Source organism: Stenotrophomonas maltophilia (assembly GCF_003970865.1).
In the GTDB taxonomy this organism is placed as follows: Bacteria; Pseudomonadota; Gammaproteobacteria; order Xanthomonadales; family Xanthomonadaceae; genus Stenotrophomonas; species Stenotrophomonas maltophilia_AR.
Genome location: NZ_RXLZ01000057.1, coordinates 23,622 through 31,355 on the forward strand (window position 1 = coordinate 23,622; position 7,734 = coordinate 31,355).

The 7,734-nt window shown below is 65.9% G+C and carries 5 protein-coding genes and 1 pseudogene; 3 read left to right on the plus strand and 3 right to left on the minus strand.

The window, feature by feature from the left end; all coding sequences use genetic code 11:
* The first annotated feature begins 9 nt into the window (after window positions 1-9).
* A complete protein-coding gene (locus EKL94_RS17115) occupies window positions 10-810 on the plus strand; it encodes a MipA/OmpV family protein (protein ID WP_126929999.1) in 801 nt (266 codons plus the stop codon).
* A gap of 72 nt (window positions 811-882) precedes the next feature.
* Here EKL94_RS17115 and clpB read toward each other — a convergent pair whose 3' ends face one another.
* Together clpB and EKL94_RS17125 are read right to left on the minus strand one after the other, a co-directional pair.
* Entirely contained in the window at window positions 883-3,468 is a 2,586-nt protein-coding gene (gene clpB, locus EKL94_RS17120) for an ATP-dependent chaperone ClpB (protein WP_126930000.1), read from the minus strand.
* A 181-nt stretch (window positions 3,469-3,649) separates the two neighbouring features.
* Entirely contained in the window at window positions 3,650-4,471 is an 822-nt protein-coding gene (locus EKL94_RS17125; RefSeq protein WP_126930001.1) for a DUF3014 domain-containing protein, read from the minus strand.
* Window positions 4,472-4,627: 156 nt separating this feature from the next.
* Here EKL94_RS17125 and EKL94_RS17130 point away from each other — a divergent pair, with 156 nt between their 5' ends.
* Window positions 4,628-5,119, plus strand: coding sequence for a hypothetical protein (locus tag EKL94_RS17130; protein WP_126930002.1), 492 nt, complete (start codon window positions 4,628-4,630; stop codon window positions 5,117-5,119).
* 104 nt (window positions 5,120-5,223) lie between these two features.
* A complete protein-coding gene (locus EKL94_RS17135; RefSeq protein WP_126930003.1) occupies window positions 5,224-5,934 on the plus strand; it encodes a glutathione S-transferase in 711 nt (236 codons plus the stop codon).
* A 79-nt stretch (window positions 5,935-6,013) separates the two neighbouring features.
* Here the strand turns inward: EKL94_RS17135 and EKL94_RS17140 are convergent.
* Window positions 6,014-7,594 (minus strand): annotated as a pseudogene (locus EKL94_RS17140) (hypothetical protein); the annotation flags it as partial.
* Window positions 7,595-7,734 lie beyond the last annotated feature (140 nt).

The window sequence follows — 7,734 nt, forward strand, 5'->3', positions numbered from 1 at the left end:
AGAGATTCCATGTCCCAGCTTCGCCGTACTCCGTCCCTGCTCTGCCTGGCCCTGCTGCCGCTTTTTGCCGCGCCGATCGCCCACGCCAAGGATGACCACTGGACCTTCGAAGTCGCCGCCGGTGCCGGTGCGACCCCACGCTACAGCGGCAGCAAGGAGTACCAAGCGTCGCCCATGCTGTCCTTCGATGCCATGTCACCCGGTGGCTGGTTTCTGGGCACCAGTGGCATCGGCTGGGGCACGGGCATCGGCCAACATACGCACGTGCGCGCCTACATCGGTGCCAGCGGCAGCCGCCGCGACAAGGACTCGGCCCTCGGTGGCTCGGACTTCCTGCGCGGCATGGGTGATATCCGTACCCGTCCCCTGGTCGGCCTCTCCGCTGGTTATACGCTGGGCGAAGCCGTGCTGAGCGGCTCCTGGCAGTTCACCCGCAAGGACGAGGACAAGGCCGAGAACGGCCTGTCCACCCAGCAGATCCACCTGAACCTGAGCATGCCGCTGTTCGACCTGGCCGGTGGCGTGGTCAGCGGCAGTGTTTCCACCGACTACGGCAACCGCGGTTACATGCAGACCTGGTACGGCGTCAGCCCGGAACAGGCGGCGCGCACCGGCTTTGCCCAGCACAAGCCGAAGGCCGGCCTGGTCAGCGCCGGTCTCGGCCTGAAGTGGAGCCACCGCGTGGGCCGCAATGGCAACTGGTACATCTCGGCCGAAGGCACCCGCCTGCTCGGCGATGCGGCCGACAGCCCGATCGTGCAGAAGGCGAACCAGTTCGGCTTGATGAGCGGCTATACGCACCGCTTCTGAGTGAGCGCCGGGCATGGCCCGGCGTACTCCGCAGCAAACGGGGCGCTGCGGTCAGGCAGCGCCCCGCGTGAATCACGCCTTGGCGAATACCAGATGGCCGCCGTCGTTGCCGACTTCGATGGTGTCGCCGTTGACGAAGGCCCCGGACAGGATCTTCTGCGCCAGCGGATTTTCCAGCTGTGCCTGGATTGCACGCTTCAACGGACGCGCGCCATACACCGGATCGAAACCGACGTTGCCGAGCAGGTCGAACGCTGCATCGGACACCAGCAGCTTCAAGCCACGTTCGGCCAGGCGCCTTTCCAGGCCACGCATCTGGATGCGCGCGATCTGCTTGATCTGCTGCTTGTCCAGCGGATGGAACACCACGATGTCGTCCAGGCGGTTGATGAACTCCGGGCGGAAGTGCGCCTGCACCACGCCCATCACCGCCGCCTTCATCTGCGTGTAGGCCTCCGGGCTGTCGTCGGCGCCCATGTCCTGGATCTGGTGCGAGCCCAGGTTCGAGGTCATCACGATGACGGTGTTGCGGAAGTCCACGGTACGGCCCTGGCCATCGGTCAGGCGGCCATCGTCCAGCACCTGCAGCAGGATGTTGAACACATCCGGATGCGCCTTCTCCACTTCGTCGAGCAGGATCAGCGAATACGGACGGCGGCGCACGGCCTCGGTCAGGTAGCCACCTTCCTCGTAGCCCACGTAGCCCGGGGGCGCACCGATCAGGCGGGCGACGCTGTGCTTCTCCATGAACTCGCTCATGTCGATGCGGATCATCGCGTCGGCACTGTCGAACAGGAATTCGGCCAACGACTTGCACAGTTCGGTCTTGCCGACACCGGTCGGGCCGAGGAACAGGAACGAGCCAGCCGGACGATTCGGATCGGACAAGCCCGCACGCGAACGGCGCACGGCATCGGAGACGACCTTGATCGCTTCTTCCTGGCCGACCACGCGGTTGTGCAGCACCTCTTCCATGCGCAGCAGCTTGTCGCGCTCACCTTCGAGCATCTTGTTGACCGGGATGCCGGTCCAGCGCGATACGACCTCGGCGATCTCCTCGTCGGTGACCCGGTCCTGCACCAGCTTGAAGTCCTTGTGCTCGGCTTCCTGCGCGGCGGCCAACTGCTTTTCCAGCTGCGGCAGCAGGCCGTATTGGATCTCGCTCATGCGCGCGAAATCCTGGCGGCGCTGCGCGGATTCCAGCTCCAGCTTGGCCTGTTCGACCTGCTCCTTGATCTTGGTTGCACCCTGCAGCGCCGCCTTCTCCGACTTCCAGATTTCATTGAGGTCGGAGAACTCGCGCTCCAACGAATCGATGTCGTTTTCCAGATCGGCCAGGCGCTGCCGCGAGGCCTCGTCCTTTTCCTTCTTCAGCATTTCGCGCTGGATCTTCAGCTGGATCACCCGGCGTTCCAGGCGATCCAGTTCCTCCGGCTTGGAGTCGATCTCCATGCGCAGGCGCGAGGCGGCCTCGTCCATCAGATCGATGGCCTTGTCCGGCAGCTGGCGGTCGGTGATGTAGCGATTGGACAGCGTGGCCGCCGCGACGATGGCCGGGTCGGTGATCTCCACGCCGTGGTGCACAGCGTACTTTTCCTTCAGCCCACGCAGGATCGCGATGGTGTCCTCCACCGACGGTTCGCCCACGAACACCTTCTGGAAGCGGCGCTCCAGCGCGGCGTCCTTTTCGATGTACTTGCGGTACTCATCCAGCGTGGTGGCACCCACGCAGTGCAGCTCGCCGCGTGCCAGCGCCGGCTTGAGCATGTTGCCGGCATCCATCGCGCCGTCGGCCTTGCCGGCACCGACCATGGTGTGCAACTCGTCGATGAACAGGATGATCTGCCCTTCGCTCTTGGCCAGGTCGTTGAGCACGCCCTTCAGGCGCTCCTCGAATTCACCGCGGAACTTGGCACCGGCAATCAACGCGCCCATGTCCAGCGACAGCACGCGCTTGCCGCGCAGGCCCTCCGGCACTTCGTCGTTGATGATGCGCTGGGCCAACCCTTCCACGATCGCGGTCTTGCCCACGCCGGGTTCGCCGATCAGCACCGGGTTGTTCTTGGTCCGGCGCTGCAGCACCTGGATGGTGCGACGGATTTCCTCGTCACGGCCGATCACCGGATCGAGCTTGCCGCTCTCGGCACGCGCGGTCAGGTCGATGGTGTACTTCTCCAGCGCCTGCCGCTGTTCTTCAGCATTTTCCGACTGCACGTTCTCGCCGCCGCGCAGCTTGTCGATGGCGGCCTGCAGGCGGGTCTTGTCGGCACCGGCGGCGCGCAGCGCCATGCCCAGCGTGCCGCTGTCTTCCAGCGCGGCCAGCACGAACCACTCGCTGGCAATGAAGGCATCGCCGTTCTGCTGGGCCAGCTTGTCAGTGTGATTGAGCAGGCGGCCGAGGTCGTTGCCCATCGAAACGTTGCCGGCCTGGCCGGACACCTTCGGCAGTGCATCCAGCGCCTCGGTCAGGCGCTCGCGCAGCACCGGCACGTTCACCCCGGCCTGGGCCAGCAACGGGCGCGTGCTGCCGCCCTGCTGGTCCAGCAGCGCGCTGAACAGGTGAGCCGGTTCGATGATGCTGTTGTCGCGGCCCACGGCCAGCGACTGTGCGTCTGCCAGCGCCTGCTGGAAACGCGAGGTGAGCTTGTCCATCCGCATTGCGAATCCTCATCGGTCATCAGGGCCGGCCCGCGCCGGCGATGCTGGAAAGATGCGGTTGCCCCACCCGGTTTCAAGGGTGGCTGCGACTGCACCCCGAGGCCAGTCAGCCTGCGGCCAGCATGCCGGAGCGGGTGTGGTCGGCGCGTTGATCCGGATCAGTCATGCGCGGTGGACGGGTTCAGCGGGTGATCGCGGTGCGGATGGCGCGCAGCTGCTGCTTGACCGCCCGCGCCTGGGCTGCATCCATCCGCAGCAGCGCCTTCTGCCCGATCGAGCGCGACTGCAGGGTGGGATCGACAAAGCGGTAGCGGCCGCGCTCATCGCGCTGCACCACTGGGGATTGGGCCAGTTCCGGGGTGTCCAGCAGGTGGTCGATCACCGCGACCAGGCGGTCGTTGAAGTACCCGTCGGGCCGACCCAGGTCGACATAGGCCTGCTGGATCAGCGGATAGAAGCGCTTGTAGGCGGTAGCCGTCGCCGCCGGGTCCAGCGCGGTGAAGGCCTGCACGTAGGGCGCATAGCGCGCCGCGTTGCTGGCGGTGATCCGTTCGCCGCCCTCACCGGGCTCGACCTGAAGGCTGCCCGGCAGCGGCCGCGCGGCCAGCGCGGTGGGTGGCACGCTGGGCTTGTCCAGGTTGTCGACCTGGGTGACCAGGCGCTGGATCAGGTGATCGCGCAGCAGCAGGGTCAATGGCCCCTCGCCCTGGAACAGCTGGCTCAATGCACCCCAGGCGGCCGCATCGCTGTCAGCCAGCTTCGGCAGCGCCGGATCGGCTGCGGCCTCGGTATCCAGCGGATGCCTGATCGGCGGCGGTGCTGGCGCGGGTTCTGCGGCCGCCTGCGGTTGTGGCGGCGCGCTGGTACTGGCGGGGGTTGATTGCACCGGCACCGAAACACCGTCTGCCAGGCTCTTCAGCTGATCGCGGAACAGCCAACCACCCGCACCACCGATCACCACCACGCCCAACACCCAGGGCCATACCGCCTTTCCACTCTGCATGATGCAGCACCTCATCGTTTCACCTGCATGGACAAGGTGTGACCCGGCTGATTTCCGAGGGTTCCCCACCCGTTCCGGTACGGTTCGGGAAACGCGTTGACAGCGCGGTGCGGCGGACGGCCCAATGAACGATCCAGCCCCCTCGACGAACGACCCATGGAGCTTCGCCCGGAACCCGTGCCTTTCCGCATCAGCACGCTGGACCTGACGCTGGTATATCGCGAGCAGAACGCGAGCGCACAGGTGAACGTGGAGGCGCAGACGTTGGAGGACTATGCAGCGCAACCGGACATGCGCTACCGCTCGTTGCAGGTGGATTTCGAACTTGTCCATGAAGCGCGCTGCCGGGGCGGCAATCTTCATGAGATGCGCCACGGCGAGATCGTCGAGGAAGCCGGACCAGCCGATGAAACCGCGTACTGGCGGCAAACCGGTCTCTGCCCTTTCCCCGGCTTCTACCGGGTCATCGACGATCCTGGCCTTGCGGCGCTGCTCGCGCACTACGATCCTCGCAATGTCCACGACCTGCAGCTTTTCATCCTTGCCGCACATGACAGCTACGTTGAGGTCCTGGCCAAGGGATATCGCTACGCGCTGGCTGGCAACGTCAATGAGCACGACGTCATCACCGTCACGCCATCGGCCTGAACACACTACGCCGTCCAATGCCCAACGCCAGGCAGGCATTGCACTCACGCGCGCTTTGCGTGGGTGGCGCGACGCTATGCGTCCTGTCCTGTGGAGGCACTGCCATGCAGTACGCGCTGTATTACTGGACCGGCATCCAGGGCCGTGGCGAGTTCGTGCGCCTGGCGCTGGAAGATGCCGGTGCCGACTACATCGACATGGCGCGGGTGCATGGCGATGCGGTGATGCAGCCGTTTCTCGATGGCAGCAGTGAAGGTGCGCAGCCCTTCGCGCCGCCATTCCTGAAGGCGGGCCGCCAGGTCATTGCACAGATCGCAGCAATCCTGGACTTTCTCGGCCCGACGCTGGACCTGGTGCCGCAGGCGGCCTCGCGGCGGGTGCAGGCGCTGCAACTGCAGCTGACCATCGCTGATCTGGTGGCCGAGGTGCATGACACCCACCATCCAATTGCCGCATCGAAGTACTACGAAGAGCAGAAGACCGAAGCCAAGGCACGGGCCGCCTCCCTGCGTGGCGAACGGCTGCCGAAGTTCCTCGGCTACTTCGAGCAGGTGCTGGCTGCCAATGGTGGCCGCCACGCACTGCGCGAACATTCGTATGTGGATCTGTCGCTGTTCCAGCTGCTGAGCGGGCTGGACTACATGTTCCCTCGGCGCATGCAGGCACTGGCGCCGACCCTGCCCCTGCTGCGTGCGCTGCAGGAGCGGGTGACCAAGCGGCCGAACATCGCCGCCTATCTGGGCTCGGAGCGGCGGTTGCCGTTCAACACCAACGGCATCTTCCGCCACTACCCGGAACTGGACGCCGAACGGTAGTGCCGGCCGCTGGCCGGCAACCACATGATGCGTCTGCAGCCCACCACGTTGCCGGCCAGCGGCCGGCACTACCGTGGGGTCAGCTGTTTTCACCCAGCGGCTGCACCGGCTGCTTCTGCAACGACAGCAACCCCAGCAGCAACGCCAGTGCCACGTAGGCCCCAGCGAACTGCCAGCTGATGATGCGCGCCAGGCCGTCCAGATCCCACGGCAGGTAGATGCCGCCGCGCGGGTCCACTGAGTGGATCAGGCCGAACAGAGTCAGCACCGCAGCCACCAGCAGGAAGCCGCACGCACGACGCAGGCGGCCATCGACCATCGCCGCCACCGCCGAGATCCACAGCATCGAGGTGATGATGAAGCCGTTGCCGAGGGTGAAGATCACCGCCAGCTCGGGCAGGCCATGGCCGTCGAGCTTGGTCAGCAGCTGCGGCAGCTGGTCCGGTGCAATCCAGCCGGGTGCCTTGATCGCCAGCAGGTACGCCACCGACGGCAGGAAGCCGAACACCATCGCGCCGGTATGGTGACGCGGCGTGGCCTGGAAGGCCTGGGTGGTGATGTCGATGGCCACGTACACGATGATCGGTGCCAGCACCGCCAGCGGCAGCCACTGCACCAACCCGGAGATGATGCCGAGCATGCCGCCGATACCGACGAACAGGCCGGTCAGCAGCGTGTACCCGCTGCGCGCGCCCATGTGCTTGTACGCAGGCTGGCCGATGTACGGCGTGGTCTGCGCCACGCCACCACACACACCGGCCACCAGCGTGGCCACGGCTTCCACCAGCAGGATGTCGCGGGTGCGGTAATCATCGCCGGCCGCACGTGCACTTTCAGACACGTTGATGCCACCGACCACCATCAGCAGGCCGAACGGCAGCAGCAGCGGCAGGTAGGTCATCGCGGTGGGCAGGCCGTCGAGGAAGCCCAGCGTCGGCAGCGGCAGCACCACCTGCGGCGGCACCCACGCCGGCACATGGAAGCCCGGTGCCCCCAGTCCGGCCAGGCCGAGGCCGTAATACAGCACGGTGCCAAACACGAAGGCCAGCAGCACACCCGGGCCACGCACCGGCAGCTTGCCTTTGGCGATCAGCACGTACAGCAGCAGGCCCAGCGTGGTGAAGCCGACCAGCGGCGAGCGCAGCGTTTCCAGCAGCGGCAACAGGCCCATCAGCACCAGCGCGATGCCGGCAATGGAGCCCAGCAGCGCCGCACGCGGCAGCGCGCGGGTCACCGCTTCGCCGAAGAACGACAGCACGAACTTGAGCACGCCCATGATGACCAGCGCGGCCATGCCCAGCTGCCAGGTGGCGATGCCTGCTGCGTGCGGGTCCATGCCCTGCTGCTTGAAGGCGATGAAGGCCGGGCCGAGCACCAGCAGGGCCATGCCGATGCTGGTCGGTGCATCCAGGCCGAGCGGCATGGCGGTGACGTCGTCACGGCCGGTACGCGCGGCCAGCCGGCGCGCCATCAGGGTGTACAGCAGGTTGCCGACCAGCACGCCGAAGGCGGTGCCGGGGAACATGCGGCCGAACACTACATCGGCAGGGAACTGGAAGATCCCGACCAGGGCCATGGCGATGAAGCCGAGGATGGAGAGGTTGTCGACGACCAGGCCGAAGAAGCCGTTGAAGTCGCCGGCGACGAACCAGCGACGCGGTCCCTTTTAAACATCTGCAGCGGCCGCGGACCTTCGCCGGTTGATCCGCGGGTGTGGCGGGTTCATTAAGAAAAAACAAAATAACGCGACATGATAGCATATCAGTGACAGAACAAGAGTCAGGAGACAAGCAAACAAAG